Consider the following 18858-nt stretch of genomic DNA (forward strand, 5'->3'; position numbering starts at 1 on the left):
ATAAGGATGAAGAAGCACTTATGGGGAAGAGCTTTGAGTTTTATCCTTGTTTTAACGTTATTGATGTCAGGAACGGGATGTGAAAAACGAACAGAGAAGGATATACGGCCTGAAAAGGATGATAAGATTGTGGTTGGGTTTTCTCTTGGGACACTGATGGAAGACAGATGGATCAGGGACAGGGATATCTTCATTTCGAAAGCGGAGCAGGAAGGTATCGAAGTAATCGTAAATAATGCCAACAAGGATTCTGATTTACAATATGAACAGGTTAAAACCATGCTGAGCCAGGGAATTGATGTGCTTGTAATAGCACCAAATGACAGTGTATCAGAAGCAAAATGTGTAAAAGCGGCCAAAGAAGAGAAGGTACCGGTCATCTCTTATGACAGACTGGTGTCAAATAGCAATGTAGATGTCTATATATCCTTTGATAATCACCAGGTGGGGCAGATTATGGCTGAATATCTGACGGAAAATGTTCCCCGGGGCGGGTATATTATACTTGGCGGTTCTGAAAACGACAGCAACAGCAAGATGCTTTATGAGGGGGCAATGTCTGTATTGCAGCCCTTTATAGACAAAGGCGATATTGAAATTCTGGATCAGACCTGGATTGATGGCTGGATCAGAGAAAGTGCTTATGATTTTATGAGAGAAGAGCTGAAAAGCTATAAAGATAAAGTAAAGGCAGTAATCTGCGGTAATGATTCCCTGGCCTGGGGAGCAATTGATGCTCTGTCTGAGGCGCAGATAGCAGAGCAGGTACAGGTTACCGGCCAGGATGCAGATCTGGTTGCCTGCCAGAGAATCGTTACAGGGAAACAGGCACTTACTGTTTATAAGCCCATAAAGGATCTGGTGGAAAAAACTGTTGAGGTCTGCATTGCTTTAAAGAATGGAGATGAGATTCAGAGTGACGGTTATATTGATGATGGAAATTATAAGGTACCGTATATTTATATAGGGGTTCAGGCTGTGACAAAGGATAATATTGATGAAACGGTTATCAAAGATGGATTTCATTTGTATGAGGATGTTTATCAGACAGAATAAAGAATGGGAATTGAACTTTTTGTGAAATGATATAGGTTGTGGCAGCGGACGATGATTTAAAGCTCTGTTTATTCATTTTGTTATTCGAGAACCCATATTCCACTAAAGCGGCAGAAGCTGTTCATAGCAGGTACAACAGTGCCAAACTCGCTGCTGCTTTGTGGTCGTGAAAGGTTTTTGAGCTCAGACAGTGGCACTGTTGCACCTTTTCACAGTTTCTGCAGCTTAAGTGTCATATGGAACCTCTCAATACAAAATTCTTAAACAGAGCTTTAAATCATCTGGTTATTTGCTATATGAAAGTCTGTATGGATTGAGGTTGATCAACTGTATTCAACTTGTATATAATTGCAATTGATGCGAAATAAATATATTTGGGATGAAAAAATAATGAATTTTTAGTAAACCAGAAGGGGATATGGCTATAAATATTGTTTTAAATGTACTTGGTGTTTATAAGGAAAAAGATAAAGAGGAATATGATAGTATTCATTTATATAAGTTTGGAAGGATGGATTAGTCAGAAATTCTATGATTTATGAATTTACAGAGGATTTCATGAACTATTTATCATTTGTTTATTGGTAATTTGGGAGGATACATAGATGGCACATATTTTAGTGGTTGAAGACGATGCGGATATTAACAGGATTTTATGCAGATATCTTGAGAAAGAGAATTATGAGACGACAGCTGCTTTTTCGGGATCGGAGGCGAAGCTTCTGCTGTCGGTGAAGTCCTTTGACTTAATTCTGCTGGATTTGATGCTTCCCGGTATAAATGGGGAGGAGCTGGTCGCTGATATCAGAAAATCTTCTTTTGTTCCTATTATGATTATTTCGGCTAAGAGTGCCTTGGAAGATAGAGTGAAGCTGTTAAAATCGGGTGCGGATGATTATCTTGTAAAACCTTTTGAGAGAGAGGAGGTTCTTGCCAGGGTGGATGCTCTTCTTAGGAGGAGCAGGGATTTTGCAGTTAAGATTCCTGATAAGAATGAGATTTCGTTTAAGCAATTGACGATGAGACCTGTTTCCAGGGAAGTCTTTGTAAAAGGAAATCTTATCGGACTTACTTCTCATGAATACGAAATTCTAAACCTGCTATTAAAGTATCCGGAACGGGTTTTTACAAAAGAACAGCTTTATCAGGATATCTGGAAGAGTGGATATTATGGTGAGGATAATACGATTAATGTCCATATCAGTAATATACGTAAGAAAATTAAAGACTTTGATGAGGATTCTTATATTAAAACCGTTTGGGGTATTGGATTTAAGCTGGATACTGCTTTATAAGGAAAGCTTAGCACTATTTTGCATCTTTATACTTTCTTTAAACTTTTTTAAGTACTTGTTTAAATCAGATAAGTATACTGATTACTGTAAACAAGACAGTTTCCAATGGAAGAATCAAGAGAGAAAGAATAGAGAGGAGCAATAAAGTGCAGGAAGTAATATTAGCTACAAGAAATCTTACGAAAAAATATAATAATATAGCTGCAGTGAGTGATATCAATCTGGAAGTTAAGCAGGGGCAGATTTATGGAATTGTAGGAAAGAACGGTGCGGGTAAGACTACCTTACTCCGTATGATTACAGGGCAGTCTTATGCAACAGAAGGTGGGATGGTACTGTTTGGTGCAAGTACAGAAGCAGATTTATGCAAGGAGAGGAAAAGAATCGGTGCGATTATTGAAACCCCTAGTTTCTATTCCTATATGTCAGGTAAAGACAATCTGGAATATTACCGTATACAAAGAGGTATTCCCGGCAAGCAATGTGTTGCGGAGGCTTTGGAGGAAGTCGGTCTTACAGAGGCCGCCAATAAAAAATATAAGAGTTATTCCTTAGGTATGAAACAGAGACTGGGACTTGCCCTGGCACTTATGAACAGACCGGAGTTACTCTTACTGGATGAGCCGATTAATGGTCTTGACCCTTTCGGTATCGTTGAAATCCGTAATCTTCTTTTTAAACTCAATCAGGAAAAGAACATTACAATAGTAATATCCAGTCATATATTAAGTGAACTTTCAAATCTTGTTAATTATTATGGTTTTATTGATAACGGTAAATTAATAAAGCAGCTCTCGGCAGAAGACTTATCCAAGGAATGCAATAAATATATTGAACTTAAAGTAGACAATGTAGAGCGAATGACCGCTCTTTTAGAAACGAAATTAAATTGCCACTCCTACAAGTTAACACCGGATTATGCTATTCATATTTATGAGTATCTCGATCAACCGAAAAAGATTAGTGAACTGGCTGTTACAAACGGCATAGGCCTTCTGTCCCTGATGGTGAAGGAGATTAATCTTGAGAATTATTTTATACAGCTGGTGGGAGGAGAAAGTAATGATTAGTTATATTAAAAGTGAATATTTCCGCATTTTTCGCAATAAATGGACCTATCTTTTTATTTTGCTGTGTTCAGGTTTATTAGTCAGTTCCAATGTAGTCCTGACAATGGTAAAGGCTTCCGAGAAAAACTTTCCTTATGCAACGACAAAGTTTGCCTTAAGTATGTTCTACAGTAATTTTCCTATAGTGTTTATCTTATGTATAGCAATAACAGCCATGGTTTTTGGAAATGAGCATACAAATCATACCATGAAGAACAGTGTATCCTACGGTATTTCCAGAGGTGATATATTTTTTGGCAAGTTAATAGTTGAAGTTGTATATTCCATCCTGGCTTTTGTAATTATTGGAGCCTTAGATATCGGCTTTGCTTACCTGCTCCTTGACAATTCCGGTGTGGACTATATGTTGCTTCTGCTAAAAGCTTGTGCGGCAGCGTTTCCATTATTCTTAGTTGCTATAGCAATTACCAACAGTTTTTTATTTACTATTGAGAGTACAGGGGCAAGTAATGCAGCTTCCGTGGGATTACTCCTGGCATTCCCTTTAGTATGCAATATGTTAGGTATGAAATTTACATTTTTTATGGAACTGGCAAAGCTTCTTCCATGGAATATGATTTATTATCTTGGATTTGATATGGAAAAGTTTCAGCCCATACTTTTATGGGGAGGAAGAAACGGGTATGGGTACTACTGGCTAATAGCTTGCGTTGAGATAATTATTGTTTCTGTAATAGGTTTTGTATTGTTTAAAAAGAAAGAAATTAAGTAACAGAACGGAGGTAAGCAAATTGAATTATATTTTAATGGTTTTAGTATTTATCATAATTTTTCTTATTGCTTACCTTTTCTTACTGTTTAAGGCCTTATCCGAAGCGGCAAATCAAATGGATGAGATAGAGAAGAACCCTGAGAGAAACAGACAATTAAAAGGAATACCAACGATTCCAAGACTTGAAAAGCTTTTCTTTAAAATCAATACCATATATACAGCAAGGCAGAAGGAAAGAATAGTTTACCAGCTTAACGAGACGAAAATACGGCAGGAGATTGAGAACATCTCCCATGACTTAAGAACACCACTTACTTCAATACTGGGTTATCTGGATTTAGTCCAGGACAGTGCTTCCCTAAAGGAGCAGGAAGAGTATCTTGGAATTATCAGAAACAGAGCACGGCTGTTACAGGGATTTATTGAGAATTTTTATGAAATTTCCCGTTTGGAAGCCAATGATTATCCAATGGAACCGGAGGTTATAAAAGTCAAAGGAATGCTTACGGATACCCTAGTAGCCTATTATCATGAGTTTGATAAAAAACACATGGAGGTATCTGTCGAGCTTGGGGAGATGGACACTTATATTATTGCTGACAGGATTCAGTTTGGAAGAGTGTTAAATAATCTTATACAGAACGCGCTAAAATATGGGGATGAGAAGTTCATACTGAAACAGTTTATCAGAGAGAACCAGTGTGTCATCAAGTTTATAAATGATAAGAACAAACTGACAGAAAATGAGCTGAGGAATATATTTGAACGTTTTTATACGGGAGATCAGTCACGGAGTAATCATAGCACTGGCTTGGGACTGACCATAACTAAGCTTTTGGTTGAGAAGATGAAAGGGTCCATCGAAGCCAGGTTTGAAGGAGAGTATTTTGTTGTGGAACTTAGCTGGTTTATAAAATGACAAATTACTAATGGTAAAACAAAACTGTCGTTGTAGTGACGGCAGTATTCTATATCTAAAATGTACCCCGAAATAAAAGGCTCATTTTGAATGTTTATAAATAAAACCAGAGCATGATGAAAATAAATGCATGAACAACTCTTTTCTTACTTTTTAGTTGAAGGAGTTGTTTTTTTTAATTACTTCTGAAATTTTTACAATTCTATATGACTCTAATATTATATTTTATAATTCTTGCTAGTTCCAGCGCTTACTTTTGTTTATTATCTAATTTTGAAAAAGGGTAATAGTAAAATTTTGCTCAATAAAAAATAGGAAAGCAAAATAATATCATTCATCCTTTTAAAACAAAACAATACCGCAATATAGTAATAATATACAACAATACAGTTCATTGTTAAAAATATTTGTATATTGTAACATATAGGTGTAACGAAACGGCAGAGCACACCGCAAAAAGTGAGTGCGGGATGCAATTGCTAAAACTATATAATATTAGAAGGGCGGATTGTATTTATGAAAAAAATGTTGGCAGTACTTCTTTGTATGGTGATGGTATTTTCACTGGCAGGATGCAGCGGGGGCAGCACAAGTACAAGCGGTAAAGGAAAAGTAGACGTAGGAATCGTTCTTCCTACCAAGGATGAACCAAGATGGCTTCAGGATAAGGAGAAATTCGAGTCTGTTATCAAAGATACAAACTATTCAGTAGAAGTATTATTCAGCCAGGGATCTTCAGCAAATGAGAAAACAAATGTTGAAACCTTAATAGCTAAAGGAATCAAAGTATTGATCATCTGTGCACATGACGGTGCAGCAGCTGCTGCCAGTGTAGAAGCAGCAAAAGCAGCAGGCGTAACTGTAATCGCATATGACAGATTAATTACAGGAACAGATGCAGTTGATTATTATGTAACCTTTGACAGTGTTGCAGTAGGTGAAGCAATGGGTAAGTATTTAGCTGATAATGCTACCGGTCAGGGTAACCCCCTTTACCTGTATGCAGGAGCAGCTACAGATAACAACGCATTCCTTTTCTTCCAGGGTGCATGGAACATTTTACAGCCTAAGATCGCTGACGGAACCTTCGTTATAAAGAATTCCGCTGAAGCAACCGGAGTTCAGGGCAGCAAAGAACTTACCCGTGATCAGCTGGCTGCTATTATCGGACAGGTAACCACGAACTGGGATTTCAATGAAGCAAAATCCAAGGCTGAAGCACATTTAACAGCAGTAAGTGCAGCAGATAAAGGAAAATGTTACGTTTTAGCTCCTAATGACGGTACAGCACGTTCCATCGCAGATGTTTTCGCAGCTGATTCCGATGTTTCTGAATATTTCATTACAGGTCAGGATAGTGAAAAAGCATCCGTACAGTATGTAATCGATGGAAAGCAGTCCATGACAGTATTTAAAGATACACGTACACTTGCCAGTGATGCTATGGGTATGGCAATCACAGTTATGGAAGGTAAAGAGCCTCAGACAGATTCAACTTATAACAATGAGAAAGTTGATGTAAAAGCAAAACAGACACCTATCATCGTTGTTACAAAGGATAATGTAAAAGAAGCATTAATCGATTCCGGATATTATAAAGAGTCTGATTTTACAGGATTAAAATAATCTGATTTAACCGGTAAAAGGCATGGCAGTATAAAAAGACCTTAATGTAAATTATACACCCTTCCTTTTACCGGTATTTTATTGACTGAGTTTATTACTGGTCAAGTGATACGGCGTTAATACAAAGGCAAATCACTATTTTCAACCAGTCCAACATAAATTTGTAGCATAAATAAGGAATTAAAAGAAGATATAGAAGAAGCAACAACCAGAACGAAAATCAGAACAGAAAGATGGGTGAAAAAATGAGTGACTATATTTTAGAAATGCGGAATATTGTCAAGGAGTTTCCCGGTGTGAAAGCTTTGAGCAATGTGAATTTCAAAGTGCAGCGCGGTGAGATTCATTGCCTTGTCGGTGAAAACGGAGCCGGCAAGTCCACCCTCATGAAGGTATTATCAGGGGTATACCCTTACGGCACCTATGGCGGTGATATAGTTTATAACAATGAAACAGTGCAGTTTAAATCAATAGCAGACAGTGAAAGTGCAGGAATAGCCATTATTTATCAGGAATTGGCGTTGATTCCTGAACTTAGTGTGTACGAGAACATTTATTTTGGTCACGAAATAATGGAAGGTAAGGTCATTAATTGGAACCAGACCATCGTTGAAGCAGCAAAAATGCTGAAGAAAGTAAGACTGAATATCAATCCTTCCACAAAAATCAAGGATCTGGGCGTAGGTAACAGGCAATTGGTGGAGATCGCCAAAGCCTTGAGTAAAAATGTAAAGCTTCTAATTCTGGATGAACCTACAGCTGCTTTAAATGAGGATGACAGTGCCAACCTGCTGGATCTTTTAAGAGAATTAAAAGAGCAGGGGGTAACAAGCATTATGATATCCCACAAATTAAAAGAGATTGTTTCCATAGCCGACACGGTTACTGTTTTAAGAGATGGCTCCACTATCTGTTCCATGGATGCGAAAGAACAGAAGATTACAGAACAGGAAATCATCAAGTATATGGTGGGAAGAGAAATCGAAAATATCTATCCGAAAAGGGAAAAGTACCAGGACGGTGAGGTATGCCTGGAGGTAAAGAACTGGACGGTATATGATCCGGAATCAGACAGGGAAATTCTCCATGATGTTAATATAAATGTTCGTAAGGGTGAAATTGTAGGTATTGCAGGCCTTATGGGTGCAGGAAGAACGGAGTTCGCCTTAAGTGTCTTTGGTAATACACCAGGTTATAAGATAACAAATGGTCAAATTAAAATAAACGGAGCCGAGAAGCGTTTAAACCACCCCAAAGCTGCCATGGATGCAGGAATTGCCTATGTTACAGAGGACAGAAAAGGCAACGGTCTTGTACTGATCCAGGACATTAAATACAACACCACCATAGCCAACCTCGGAAAGCTGACAGAGGGTCTGGTTATTAACGAAAACGAAGAAATCAACGTTGCAAATGATTTTAAGAAATCCATTGGTATAAAGGCTCCATCAATCAAACAGATTGTAGGAAATCTAAGCGGTGGAAATCAACAGAAAGTATCCCTGGCAAAATGGCTTTTTGTCGGTCCTAAAGTATTGATACTGGATGAGCCTACCAGAGGAATTGACGTAGGTGCAAAATTTGAGATTTATTCCTTAATGAATCGACTGGTAGAACAGGGTATGAGTATTATCATGATTTCTTCTGAGCTTCTTGAGGTACTCGGTATGAGTGACAGAATCTATGTTATGTCTGAAGGAACCATAACAGGGGAAGTCACTGCAGAAGAAGCAACTGAGCAAAAAGTCATGGCAATGGCCACAAGAGTATAAAGAGGGGTAAAGGAGGTATACGTATGAAAGAAAACACAAAGACAAAGATATCCCTGGGCAGTGAGATAGGAACCATGCTCAAAAGCAATGTAAGAGATTATGCAATGTATATTGCTTTGGTGGTAATCTTCATCTTTTTTGGATTCAGGACGAATGGTTTGTTCCTGTCCTCCAGAAATTTAACGGATCTTATTAATCAGACGGGTTATGTGGCAGTGCTTGCTATTGGTATGACTATTATTCTTATTATTAAGCATATAGATTTGTCAGTAGGTTATGTTGCCGGATTTTTGGGAGCAGTTGCTGCAATTCTAATGAAGAGCGGATTAAACGTCTGGGTAGTAATACCAATCATCCTATGTCTTGGTATTGCAGTCGGCATCTACCAGGGCTTTCTGGTTGCAAAAATTGGTGTTCCAGCTTTCGTAACTACTTTAGCAGGTATGTTCATCTTTAGAGGACTTCTGTCATTAGTAACCCAAGGCACAGGAACCATTATTGTTGATGATCCGACCTTTAAGGCTTTATCAAACGGTTTCATTCCGGACATTATATCTGGTGGAAGTATTCATATCCTAACCATTATAATCGGTATTGCTGCTGTTGTGCTTATGACCTACAGCCAGATTAAAGCCAGAAACAATATGCAGAAATACAATTTTGAAGTAAGCTCCACTCCAATATTTTTATCAAAGATCGTGTTTATTTCAATTATCATTATTGTTATAGTTACCATGTTAGCAGGCTATAAAGGTATTCCCTGGACCGCTGTAATCGTTGGAATTGTTCTGGTTATCTATAACTTTATGTTAAATAAGACGAAACTCGGCAGATATATTTATGGAATCGGCGGTAATGCTGAAGCGGCAGAGCTTTCAGGTGTAAATGTTAAGAAGATTACTTTCTTTGCCTTTGCTTCCATGAGTATGCTTGCAGCACTTGCAGGAATCCTGTATACTTCAAGGCTTTCCTCCGCTTCTCCTCAGGCGGGACTAGGCTTCGAGCTGGATGCCATTGCATCTTCCTACATCGGCGGTGTTTCTGTAAACGGAGGTATCGGAAGAGTTACCAATACAATAATCGGTGCACTTGTAATCATGTCCCTGACCAACGGTATGAACCTTATGGGTGTGGATGTATCGTTCCAGTATATTGTTAAAGGTGTCATCTTTATCATTGCGGTAGCTTTTGATGTAAGAACAAGAGGTAAAAGAAAATAAGTTTTAATGGACGAAACGAATAAGTTCCTGGCTTGTGGCATGCCTAATTGTAGAATTGCCACAAGCAGGAACTTATATTTAATTTCTTAAGTATTGATATAAAAGTATATATTTCAATATAAAAAGTCGTATCAATATAAAATTGGAGTTGAATTATTACGAAAAGCATGGTAATATATGTTTATTAATTCTGTTTTTCAGAAACGAAAGGAGTTTATTAAATGAAAAAGAATACTTTATCTGAGGTATCTGTAATATAAAACTGAATATGGGCGCAGCGCTGATTGCATAGGGAATGTACCCTTTTTTTCAGTGTGCCAAAAAGTAACCTTTCGTGAACACTGAAGCTTTTGTTTCGCAATATATGCAATGATGTCAGCACACTTTAGGGTGTGTTATTTTTATGCAATTTTGCCAGATCAACCGCAGTATCAGCCATGAACGGCTGCTTGCTGCGGTATTTTTGCGCCTTTTTTTAACAGAAAGGAGTGATAGTTACGATTACTTTAACAACGAAACAAACAGTACAAACCATTATCGGAGGAAATATGAAGTTAACAGACTACGGCTTTATGCCGGAATATTATTTAGCGAACTCACAGGGGATTTATGCAAGAGTTACTGCTGTGCATAAAGAAAGTTATACCCTTATTACGGAGCAGGGCGAATGCTTTGCAAAACTAAAAGCCAGTGTCTATTACAATAATTGCACGGAGGAATTCCCTACCACAGGTGATTTTGTAGAGATTCAGTACAATAAGCTGGGAGACAGTCTTATCTTAAAGACCTTAAAACGCATTTCAAAGTTTTCCAGAAATGATTTCTCTGGGCATGCTGCAGGATATGTAAAAACCATTAAAGAGCAGACGGTAGCTGCTAATTTTGACTATGTATTTATCATGCAATCTCTTAACCACGATCTGAATCCTAAACGATTGGAGAGATATTTAACCCAGGCATGGCAGTCAGGGGCAAAGCCTGTTGTAGTTCTGACAAAGGCAGATCTGGCAGAAGACTTTTCAGATTACCTAGCTTTAGCCAGAAAAACTGCTCCAAGGGTAGAGGTTCACGCAGTCAGTGCCAAAACTGGATACGGAATAGAGGGACTTACAGATTATCTTGAGAAAGGTAAGACCATTGTATTTCTAGGATCTTCCGGTGTTGGAAAATCAAGTCTTGTCAATGTGTTAGCGGGCAAAGAGGTGATGTCCGTTAATGAAATTCGTGAAGATGACAGCAAAGGAAGACACACAACTACCCACCGTCAGTTGATCAGATTGGACAGCGGCGTGATTATTATTGATACTCCCGGTATGCGTGAACTTGGTATGTGGAATGTTTCCGAAGGGTTAAGCGAAAGCTTTTCGGATGTAGAACAATACGTAGGACAATGCAGATTTTCAGATTGTAAGCATCAAAGTGAACCTGGTTGCGCGATAAAAGCAGCAATGAAGAACGGAGCTCTGACCAAGGAGCGTTGGGCAAGCTATCAGTCCTTAACAAAAGAAACTGCCTTTGTTGATAATAAAGCAGCCTATTTGCGAAAGAAAGATCAGCAGCATGTAGCTATTAAGATAAGAGAACGGCAGAAGAAAAAAGGGGGAGTGTGAAAATAAGGCAATTTATTTTTTTGATTGGAGCGCTAAACCGCTTATGGAGGTTATTACAAAATGATTCTTACAAATTTTACAAATAAGTATTTAGAACAGGCAATGAGCCTGGTAAAACAGAATTACAAAGAGGAAAGGCAATTCGTTTTAAGTCTTCCGGAGAATACTATTATTCCGGACTTGTCAGATTTGGCAGACAATAACCTGGGTGTGGCAGCTTTAGAAGGTGAGCGTCTGCTTGGATTTCTTTGCTGTTATGAGCCTTGGGAGAATGCTTTTGGAACAAAAGCAAGGGGAATCTTTTCACCTCTCCATGGCCATGGTGCATTGGGAGGTGATAAAGAACTGATTTACCGTTTGCTATATCAAAAGGCAGCAGAAAATTGGATAAAGCAGGATATTACTTATCATACAATTTCACTTTATGCTCATGATGAGCAGGTAAAAAAAGCATTTTTCACCTATGGTTTTGGTTTAAGATGCATAGATGCAATCAGAAATATGGAAAAAATAGCAGACATTCAAAGTACCAAAATAACAATTAAGCGGTTAGAACAAGGAGACATTCCTAAAATCAGACCTTTACGGGAACAACTGTCTATTCATTTAAGTGAAAGTCCCTGCTTCCTTTATTCATCAGAGCAAGAATTTCAAAGTTGGCTTTCAAGAGCTGAAATGAGAAATTCGATAATATATGCTGGGTTTGAGGAAGAGGAAATCATTGCATATATTGAAGTGATGCATGGGGGAGAGAATTTTGTTACTGAGAATACTGATATGATGAGTATTTGCGGTGCATATTGTCTGCCGAAAAGACGAGGTGAGGGAATTATTCAGAACTTGTTAAATGCCGTGATGGAGGAGTTTGCCAGGGAAGGTTATCAGCAGCTTGGAGTGGATTATGAAAGTTTTAATCCCACTGCTTACAGGTTTTGGAACAAGTACTTTAAACCCTATACCAACAGCGTTACACGAAGGATTGATGAGAAAATATTAACTAAGAGAAAAGAGGGATATTATGACCTATAATGAAGTTATTAGAACCTACGCTGCTGATTTGCTTCCCTTAATAATTGAGAGATATGGTTTGGAGGGATATGAAATTACACATATTAAAGCACATGTTGGAGGCAGAAATATCGCATACAACTGTGAGATCGAAGCTGGAGAGGCTAAAATTATCAGAATCATATATTTAAAGGACAGAAGCCTTAAGGATATATTAGGGGAAACAGAATATATCAGATATCTATTTGAAAATGGGGGCAGTGTCTCGAATGTACTTAGTTCAGAAAAAGGGAATCTTGTGGAAGAGATTACTGTCAAGGGTCATACCTTTTATGTAAGCCTGTTTGCTAAAGCAAAGGGAATGCAGCTGGCAGACAATAATTATCAGTACAGAGAAGGGGTTCCTCTAAGTGAATATTTTTACAACTGCGGTAAGGTGCTTGGAAAGCTGCATCAATTATCAATGGATTATACTCCTGTTCATAGACGGTATAGCTTCTTCGATAAATACAATGCTGATTATATCAATAAACTCATACCCGACTCTTATACTTTGCTAAAAGAGAAGATGACGGGATATCTGAAGACTTTGGAAGAATTGGACCAGAGCCATGAGACTTTTGGTATGGTACATTTTGACTACAGTGATGGTAATTTTATGATAGATTACAATACGGGGAATATAACTGTTTATGATTTTGATAATTCCTGTTACTGCTGGTATATGTACGAACTTGCTAATCTCTGGGTACATGGAGTAGGTTGGGTGCAATTTGAACCGGAGGTAAGTAAGCGCAAGAAATTTATGGCCGAATATTTTGAAACAGTTCTCAGAGGCTATCGTTCAGAGATGCAAATAGAAGATTCTATGTTGGATAAATTGCCTTTGTTTATACAGGTTACACTTATCGAAGGTATAATTGATACTTTTGAGGTGCTGCTGTACCAGGAGGAAGAGTTAAAAATTGATGAATTGTTGGCTTATGATATCAAATGCATGGAAGAAGATATTCTCTACCGGGGATTTTTCGATGAAATTTATTCCTGTGAAGAACCCTTTGAGTATGAGGAAGGAATAAATGGCATTAAGAATAAATAGAATACAAACAAATAGCTTAACGAATAAATAGCGTAACGAATAAATAGCATAAAAAGCATAACTAATAAATAGTTTAAGATGAAAAAGCATAAAAGAATAATTGCAAAGAAAATGAAACTAATCGAAAAATTACATTAATGAAATGGTAAAAGGTGGAATTTGATTTTGTTATTCCACCTTTTATTACTACAAAGTGTATTCTGCTATTTTTGCTATTTTTGTCTGTTATTTTTGAATAAGTTCTTTCTGAGGATTAGCTCTAATGAAAGTTATTAATAAGGAAATTCTGATGTTACTTTTTCTAATACATCTGCTAATATAATTAATATGGAATATCTCATGTGATATAGCTGAGGATTTCTGCGTTTGCTTATCTTTAAGTGTTTTGCTATTCTTTAAATGTCTTGCTTATCTTTAAGTGCTTTGCTACTCTTTAAGTGTTTTGCTACTCTTTAAATGTCTTGCTTATCTTTAAGTATTTTACTATTCTTTAAGTATTTTACTATTCTTTAAGTGTTTTACTATTCTTTAAGTGTTTTGCTATTCTTTAAGTGTTTTGATCTTGAAGTTACTTTCTGTTATGTTTATTCCAGACCACTCATTAAGGCTTCAACAATTTCGGGATAATGGAAGCTATGTGTTCTTCTATTGAGCAACCCAAACAGCTCACCGCTGCCGCTTACGGCACCGTTATCCCACCAGATACAGGGAATACCCTTTTCATTCGCTGACTTTACATAGAAGTTTGCCCAGGCTGTACGTTGCTCCAGATTGTCTTTGTTAACAGCGCCGAATTCTCCGAGTATGACAGGGTATCCTTTAGAGAGAAAATAGCGGTCTATGTTGTCCATTAAGCTTGTAATCGCACCAGTATCCGATTTGTTATTAAGACTCCACTTAGAAGTTCCGGCAGTATTTAAGGCAAAATCATAAGGTGTATAAGCATGAATGGACACTATGATTTTATCGTCCTTTGGTAAATTAAAGTTATCCCAGGCAGAGGTAGAAGAGGTGGCTGCATATGGGGGGATCATTAGATGTCTTAAGGGATTGTTGCCTCCTGAACTGCGGATGGTGTTAACAAATGCTTCATTGAAATGATTTACGACTTCCTGGCCTTCTTTATCTCCGCCATTCCACTCATTGGCTGTACCTTTTTGACGTGGCTCATTTAATCCCTCAAAAATTAAATGCTCATCATAGTTCTGGAAACGGCCTGCAATCTGCTTCCAGACCTTTGTCAAAATATCTATTGCTGCAGCTTCATTGTCATAAGAAGGGAAAAGCCATTCTTCATGATGAAGGTTCAAAATAACAAACATGCCATTTTCAATGCCATAATCGACAATCTCCTGAACTCTGTCAAGCCAGGCATTATCAATGACATAATCCGGTGCTGCTCCAAGATGTTTTTCCCAGGTAGTCGGGATCCTAAGAGTGTTAAAGCCTCCTTGTTTAATCGCATCAATCATGGCTTTGTCTGTCTTAGGATTACCCCAGGAAGTCTCAGAGGAAAGTCCGGATCCGCCGGTGGCATCCATTGTATTTCCCAGATTCCAGCCAATTTTTATTTCTTTCACCAGCTTGATGGAAGGAATATCACGTATTGGAGAAGGACTTCCGGTTACTTGAGTTTCTCCTTCTTTTGTTGGTGCTGCCTCTGCTGTAATACTGGGCGTAGCTTCAGTTGAAGGCTCTGCTGCGGGCTCAGTAACTGTATTGGTTGCAGGAGAATTCTTAGAGTTGCCATTGCTTGTAGAAATAACCTCTTCATTTGTATTTGCATTATTTTTACCGCAAGCAGATAACACCAACAAGACTAGCAGTATAATGCTAAGTAACTTTAGTTTCCCTTTATTCATTTACTATATAACCTCCCATTGAATTTAGTATTACAAATAGGATACCACGTTAAATAATTATTTACAATATATACCACGTGGAGAAATATATGGTTGAGTATAAGTATGATGGTATCGTTTTTTAAAACTTTGTGGTATAATAAAGTAACTAAATTATTTGAATATACAGGAGGTACGAAATGATAATCTCAATTAGTTGTTGGTTTCTTGGCTTAATATTTGTAGTATTAGGTATTATTGCTGGAAAGAGTAAGAAACCCGCAGGCATCTATTCAAATATTAAAGCCCCTGGTAAAGAGGAAATAAATGACTTAAAAGCATACAATAAAGCTGTAGGAAGATTGATAATGGGGTACGGCATTCTTCAGATTATGATGGGAGTGTTATTAATAAAAACCGGAGAAAAAAGTGCTGGTCTGGTCATGACTTTCTCTTTCTTTTTCGGCGGGATTGTTATGATGATTATTTATGAGATAGCAATAGGAAATAAATATATTAATAGAAAAACTGGGAGGCATAATTGAGAACAAGAGAAGAAGTAATCAAATATTGCAAATCATTGGAAGAGGTATATGAGGATTACCCTTTTCATGATTCTAACTGGACAGTGATGAGGTGCAAAGGGAATAAAAAGATGTTTGCCTGTATATATGAAAGGTATGAAAACATATGGGTAAATGTAAAAGTTGATACAGAATGGATAGAATTTTGGCGCAATGCCTGGCCGTCAGTGGTTCCGGCTTATCATATGAACAAGGATCACTGGAATTCCCTGATTCTGGATGGTGTAATTCCGGAGGAAGATATTAAGCGTATGATTTTAGAAAGTTATGATTTGGTAAAACCAAAAAGTAAAAAGCAAAAGACTAAATCATAAGTAAATGAATGTAGATTTATCAGGTTGTTTTTTATCATTATTTTGTATAAAAATTATATTGACAAATAGATACAAATTGAATATACTTAAGAAAATTAAACGAATAAACCGATGAACAAGAGAAGTAAGTAAAGAAATGCCTTACAGAGAGTCGCTTAATGGTGGAAGAGCGGCAGAGCAGAGATTACTGAATGGACTTGTGAGGGTGGCTCGAAAGCAGTGAATATATTTGCAAGTAGACGTCAACGGGAACCTCAACCGTTATCAACGAGGTGTATATGATAGTATACAAACAGAGTGGATGCAACAGCATCAATTTGGGTGGTACCGCAGAGCGTAGTCTTTGTCCCTTTTAGAGTAGGGATGAGGGCTTTTTTTATTGCTTTTTTCCTGAAATCACATGGTTTGTATCTGGCAGTAATTGGGAACCTTATTTTAAAATACCGGACTTATCGGTATAGGAACCTGTTAATAATCAGGAACCTTATGAAGGAGGAGTTTATGAAAACTGTTTATGAAGAACTGGAGCAATATGAGAAGGATTACAGCATTATACCTGTTTGCAGGGAAACACTCTCGGATATGATTACACCTATTATTCTTCTGCAAAAACTGGCACAGGCAGGCGATAATTACTTTCTGTTAGAGAGTGTGGAAGGTGGAGAACACTTCGGAAGATATTCCTTTCTGGGACAGAATCCATCTATACGTCTTTCTTGTAAGAACAATATTGTTACGAAGAAAACCGGCAATATTGCTGAAGCTTTGAAAGAAACGCCATTTGATGCACTCAGGAAGCTGCTTATGGAGTATAAAGCACCAAGAATTGAAGGGTTACCCACCTTTACCGGGGGATTGGTCGGCTATTTCTCTTATGAGATGATTGGTTATACAGAACCAAAACTGAACTTAAAGAAAAGTGATTTTAATGATTATGATCTTTCACTCTTTGATAAGGTAATTGTTTTTGATCATTTAAAACAAAAGATTTTACTAATTGCCAATTATCGCAGTGCTGAAGGAAAAAATGGCTACGAAAAAGCCCTTGCTGATATCGAGGATATGAGAGAAAAGATTTTTGCACCGGTAAAGCTTTCTAAGCTAAAACCGGCAAGCATTGGTGAATTCAAGTGTAATACCTCAAAAGAGAGATATCTTGAAATGGTTGAAAGAACAAGGCAGTATATCAGAGAAGGAGATATTTTTCAGGGTGTTATATCAAGAAGGTTTGAAGCGGAATATAAAGGAAGCCTCTTGAATGCTTACAGAGTCCTTCGTACAACAAACCCATCACCCTATATGTATTTTATCCAGAGTGAGGATTTACAGATTGCAGGTGTCTCACCGGAAACTATGATCAAATTGGAGAATGGAAAGCTTACCACCTTTCCGGTAGCAGGTACCAGGCCAAGGGGTAAAACAAAAGAAGAGGATGACAGGCTGGAGAGAGAACTGCTGGCAGATGAAAAAGAATTATCCGAACACAATATGTTAGTAGATCTGGCAAGGAATGATGTAGGGCGAATAGCTGAATACGGCAGCGTTAAAGTTGAGAATTATATGCAGATACACAGGTTTTCAAAGGTAATGCATATAGCCTCTGTAGTGACCGGTACCCTGAGACAGGAGAAAGATAGCTGTGATACCATCAGTGCTCTGTTACCGGCAGGAACCCTGTCCGGTGCGCCTAAGTTCAGAGCCTGTGAGATTATAGATGAACTGGAAGCTGAGGCCAGAGGTGTATATGGCGGAGCCATTGGTTATCTTGATTTTTCGGGTAATCTGGATGTATGTATTGCTATCCGTACAGCCGTTAAAAAAGGCGATATGGTATATGTCCAGGCGGGAGCAGGAGTGGTTGCTGACAGTGTACCAGAGCTGGAATATGAAGAATGTGCCAATAAAGCAGGAGCAGTAATAGAGGCCATCAAACAAGCAGGGGAGGTGCAGGAACTATGATACTATTGATTGATAATTACGACAGTTTTTCTTATAATCTGGTTCAATTGATCGGAGCTATTTTAAAGGAAAGAGACCTTCAATTGAACCAAATGAACCATCTGGGTGTTATAAAGGGTCAGGAGGCAGAAGAAATTAAAGTAGTGCGTAATGATGAACTGACCATAGAGGATATTAAAGAACTTCATCCAAGCCACATCATATTATCTCCCGGTCCCGGAAGACCCATGGAGGCAGGAATCTGTGAGGAAGCAGTCAGAGCTCTCAAGGGAATTTATCCGATTCTCGGTGTATGCTTAGGTCATCAGGGAATTTGTGAAGCTTTTGGGGGTACCATTACTTATGCTGATACCCTGATGCATGGCAAGCAGAGCAAGGTTAGGCTTGATACAAAAAGTGCCTTATTCCAAGGACTGGAGGAGGAAGTGCTGGTGGGACGGTATCATTCTCTGGCAGCAGAGCAGCGGACTTTGCCAGAAGAACTGCAAGTAATTGCAAATGCAGCTGATGGTGACATTATGGCAGTAAAACACAGGGATTATGAAATATACGGAGTACAGTTTCATCCGGAATCAGTTTTGACACCAAAGGGAAGAATAATGATGGAAAATTTTCTGAATATATAATGAACCCCTTACGTCGTTGACGAATACGCAACCATTAGTGAAAACAGCGGATGTAGAAAAATTAAGTTTATATAAGGTACAGGAACA

At 38.0% G+C, this 18858-nt stretch carries 16 protein-coding genes and 1 other annotated feature; of the genes, 15 read left to right on the forward strand and 1 reads right to left on the reverse strand.

The annotated features are described in order from the left end of the window. Positions 1 to 6: 6 nt before the first annotated feature. From BR73_RS0114675 to BR73_RS0114725, 11 genes are all read left to right on the forward strand, one after another. Positions 7 to 1056, forward strand: a complete 1050-nt coding sequence (locus BR73_RS0114675; RefSeq protein ID WP_033166146.1) for a substrate-binding domain-containing protein — start codon at positions 7 to 9, stop codon at positions 1054 to 1056. A gap of 605 nt (positions 1057 to 1661) precedes the next feature. Then, positions 1662 to 2351 (forward strand): response regulator transcription factor, encoded by a 690-nt coding sequence (locus tag BR73_RS0114680; RefSeq protein WP_033166147.1) that lies wholly within the window; start codon positions 1662 to 1664, stop codon positions 2349 to 2351. A 146-nt stretch (positions 2352 to 2497) separates the two neighbouring features. After that, on the forward strand, positions 2498 to 3421 hold the full coding sequence (locus tag BR73_RS0114685) for an ABC transporter ATP-binding protein (RefSeq protein ID WP_033166148.1): 924 nt from the start codon (positions 2498 to 2500) through the stop codon (positions 3419 to 3421). Further along, positions 3414 to 4193, forward strand: a complete 780-nt coding sequence (locus BR73_RS0114690; RefSeq protein ID WP_033166149.1) for an ABC transporter permease subunit — start codon at positions 3414 to 3416, stop codon at positions 4191 to 4193. Before BR73_RS0114685 ends, BR73_RS0114690 begins: the two co-directional genes overlap by 8 nt. Before the next feature lie 19 nt (positions 4194 to 4212). Continuing rightward, positions 4213 to 5112, forward strand: a complete 900-nt coding sequence (locus tag BR73_RS0114695; RefSeq protein WP_033166150.1) for a HAMP domain-containing sensor histidine kinase — start codon at positions 4213 to 4215, stop codon at positions 5110 to 5112. 516 nt (positions 5113 to 5628) lie between these two features. Then, positions 5629 to 6738, forward strand: coding sequence for a sugar-binding protein (locus BR73_RS0114700; RefSeq protein ID WP_033166151.1), 1110 nt, complete (start codon positions 5629 to 5631; stop codon positions 6736 to 6738). Positions 6739 to 6983: 245 nt separating this feature from the next. Further along, complete coding sequence (locus BR73_RS0114705) at positions 6984 to 8510, forward strand: ATP-binding cassette domain-containing protein (RefSeq protein ID WP_033167469.1); 1527 nt, start codon at positions 6984 to 6986, stop codon at positions 8508 to 8510. A 23-nt stretch (positions 8511 to 8533) separates the two neighbouring features. Next, the gene (locus BR73_RS0114710; protein ID WP_081848668.1) at positions 8534 to 9730 is read left to right on the forward strand and encodes a sugar ABC transporter permease; all 1197 of its coding nucleotides are present in this window, start codon (positions 8534 to 8536) and stop codon (positions 9728 to 9730) included. 548 nt (positions 9731 to 10278) lie between these two features. Next, complete coding sequence (gene rsgA, locus BR73_RS0114715) at positions 10279 to 11340, forward strand: ribosome small subunit-dependent GTPase A (RefSeq protein ID WP_033166152.1); 1062 nt, start codon at positions 10279 to 10281, stop codon at positions 11338 to 11340. A gap of 60 nt (positions 11341 to 11400) precedes the next feature. Continuing rightward, complete coding sequence (locus BR73_RS0114720; protein WP_033166153.1) at positions 11401 to 12369, forward strand: GNAT family N-acetyltransferase; 969 nt, start codon at positions 11401 to 11403, stop codon at positions 12367 to 12369. Next, positions 12359 to 13447: a phosphotransferase gene (locus tag BR73_RS0114725; RefSeq protein WP_242860680.1), complete on the forward strand. Its 1089-nt coding sequence runs from the start codon at positions 12359 to 12361 to the stop codon at positions 13445 to 13447. Before BR73_RS0114720 ends, BR73_RS0114725 begins: the two co-directional genes overlap by 11 nt. Positions 13448 to 14031: 584 nt before the next feature. Here the strand turns inward: BR73_RS0114725 and BR73_RS0114730 are convergent. Then, positions 14032 to 15309, reverse strand: coding sequence for a glycoside hydrolase family 5 protein (locus BR73_RS0114730; protein WP_033166154.1), 1278 nt, complete (start codon positions 15307 to 15309; stop codon positions 14032 to 14034). 179 nt (positions 15310 to 15488) lie between these two features. Here BR73_RS0114730 and BR73_RS0114735 point away from each other — a divergent pair, with 179 nt between their 5' ends. From BR73_RS0114735 to BR73_RS0114750, 4 genes are all read left to right on the forward strand, one after another. After that, positions 15489 to 15833 (forward strand): hypothetical protein, encoded by a 345-nt coding sequence (locus BR73_RS0114735; RefSeq protein WP_033166155.1) that lies wholly within the window; start codon positions 15489 to 15491, stop codon positions 15831 to 15833. Further along, positions 15830 to 16186, forward strand: a complete 357-nt coding sequence (locus tag BR73_RS0114740) for an MmcQ/YjbR family DNA-binding protein (RefSeq protein ID WP_033166156.1) — start codon at positions 15830 to 15832, stop codon at positions 16184 to 16186. The genes BR73_RS0114735 and BR73_RS0114740 overlap by 4 nt, the downstream gene beginning before the upstream one ends. A gap of 102 nt (positions 16187 to 16288) precedes the next feature. Further along, positions 16289 to 16540: a binding site (T-box leader), on the forward strand. A 147-nt stretch (positions 16541 to 16687) separates the two neighbouring features. Then, entirely contained in the window at positions 16688 to 18145 is a 1458-nt protein-coding gene (gene trpE / locus BR73_RS0114745) for an anthranilate synthase component I (RefSeq protein WP_033167472.1), read from the forward strand. Next, a complete protein-coding gene (locus tag BR73_RS0114750; protein ID WP_033166157.1) occupies positions 18142 to 18771 on the forward strand; it encodes an aminodeoxychorismate/anthranilate synthase component II in 630 nt (209 codons plus the stop codon). The genes trpE and BR73_RS0114750 overlap by 4 nt, the downstream gene beginning before the upstream one ends. Positions 18772 to 18858 lie beyond the last annotated feature (87 nt).

Source organism: Clostridium sp. KNHs205, from assembly GCF_000702945.1.
In the GTDB taxonomy this organism is placed as follows: domain Bacteria; phylum Bacillota; class Clostridia; order Lachnospirales; family Lachnospiraceae; genus Anaerocolumna.

Excerpts from the sequence above, each read along its gene's own strand:
- BR73_RS0114675 (WP_033166146.1), top strand. The coding sequence starts at position 7 with ATGAAGAAGCACTTATGGGGAAGAGCTTTGAGTTTTATCCTTGTTTTA.
- BR73_RS0114680 (WP_033166147.1), top strand. The coding sequence starts at position 1,662 with ATGGCACATATTTTAGTGGTTGAAGACGATGCGGATATTAACAGGATT.
- BR73_RS0114690 (WP_033166149.1), top strand. The coding sequence starts at position 3,414 with ATGATTAGTTATATTAAAAGTGAATATTTCCGCATTTTTCGCAATAAA.
- BR73_RS0114700 (WP_033166151.1), top strand. The coding sequence starts at position 5,629 with ATGAAAAAAATGTTGGCAGTACTTCTTTGTATGGTGATGGTATTTTCA.
- BR73_RS0114705 (WP_033167469.1), top strand. The coding sequence starts at position 6,984 with ATGAGTGACTATATTTTAGAAATGCGGAATATTGTCAAGGAGTTTCCC.
- BR73_RS0114710 (WP_081848668.1), top strand. The coding sequence starts at position 8,534 with ATGAAAGAAAACACAAAGACAAAGATATCCCTGGGCAGTGAGATAGGA.
- rsgA (WP_033166152.1), top strand. The coding sequence starts at position 10,279 with ATGAAGTTAACAGACTACGGCTTTATGCCGGAATATTATTTAGCGAAC.
- BR73_RS0114720 (WP_033166153.1), top strand. The coding sequence starts at position 11,401 with ATGATTCTTACAAATTTTACAAATAAGTATTTAGAACAGGCAATGAGC.
- BR73_RS0114725 (WP_242860680.1), top strand. The coding sequence starts at position 12,359 with ATGACCTATAATGAAGTTATTAGAACCTACGCTGCTGATTTGCTTCCC.
- BR73_RS0114730 (WP_033166154.1), bottom strand. The coding sequence starts at position 15,309 with ATGAATAAAGGGAAACTAAAGTTACTTAGCATTATACTGCTAGTCTTG.
- BR73_RS0114735 (WP_033166155.1), top strand. The coding sequence starts at position 15,489 with ATGATAATCTCAATTAGTTGTTGGTTTCTTGGCTTAATATTTGTAGTA.
- trpE (WP_033167472.1), top strand. The coding sequence starts at position 16,688 with ATGAAAACTGTTTATGAAGAACTGGAGCAATATGAGAAGGATTACAGC.
- BR73_RS0114750 (WP_033166157.1), top strand. The coding sequence starts at position 18,142 with ATGATACTATTGATTGATAATTACGACAGTTTTTCTTATAATCTGGTT.